Source organism: Mycobacterium sp. DBP42 (genome assembly GCF_005924235.1).
Taxonomy (GTDB): Bacteria; Actinomycetota; Actinomycetes; order Mycobacteriales; family Mycobacteriaceae; genus Mycobacterium; species Mycobacterium syngnathidarum.
Genome location: NZ_VCMY01000124.1, coordinates 1 through 392 on the forward strand (window position 1 = coordinate 1; position 392 = coordinate 392).

Consider the following 392-nt stretch of genomic DNA (forward strand, 5'->3'; position numbering starts at 1 on the left):
AGGTAGTCGTTTTGGGTTTGGAGGTCGTTGTTGAGTTCGGCGCGTAGCCGTCGTTCTTCGGCGATGCGGTCGCGTTGGTCTTGTTCGCGGGTTTGATACCTCTTGGGCATCTTGGCCCCGCGCCCCGGAGTCTCGGCCGGCGGTGCGGGCAGGTCCAGGTTCCCGGTGGGTTGGGCCAGGGTGGGGAACATCGCGGCGCCGTGGGGTTCGGTGAGGTAGGTGTGCCCGGTCGGTGAGGTGAAAACGACTGTGCCATCGGGGTATTGACGGTCCGTCCAGCCCTTGACGAAAGTTTTGACCAGGTGATGGGCCCGGCAGTACAGCTTGGTGTTGGACGGATGCGTCGGCCCGGCGGGCCAGGGCGCGGTGTGGTCGATGTCGCAGCGTTCGGC

General features: G+C 65.3%; 1 pseudogene. It reads right to left on the reverse strand.

Annotated features, from left to right (window positions below):
- Positions 1 to 392, reverse strand: a pseudogene (locus E0T84_RS31690) (HNH endonuclease); the annotation flags it as partial.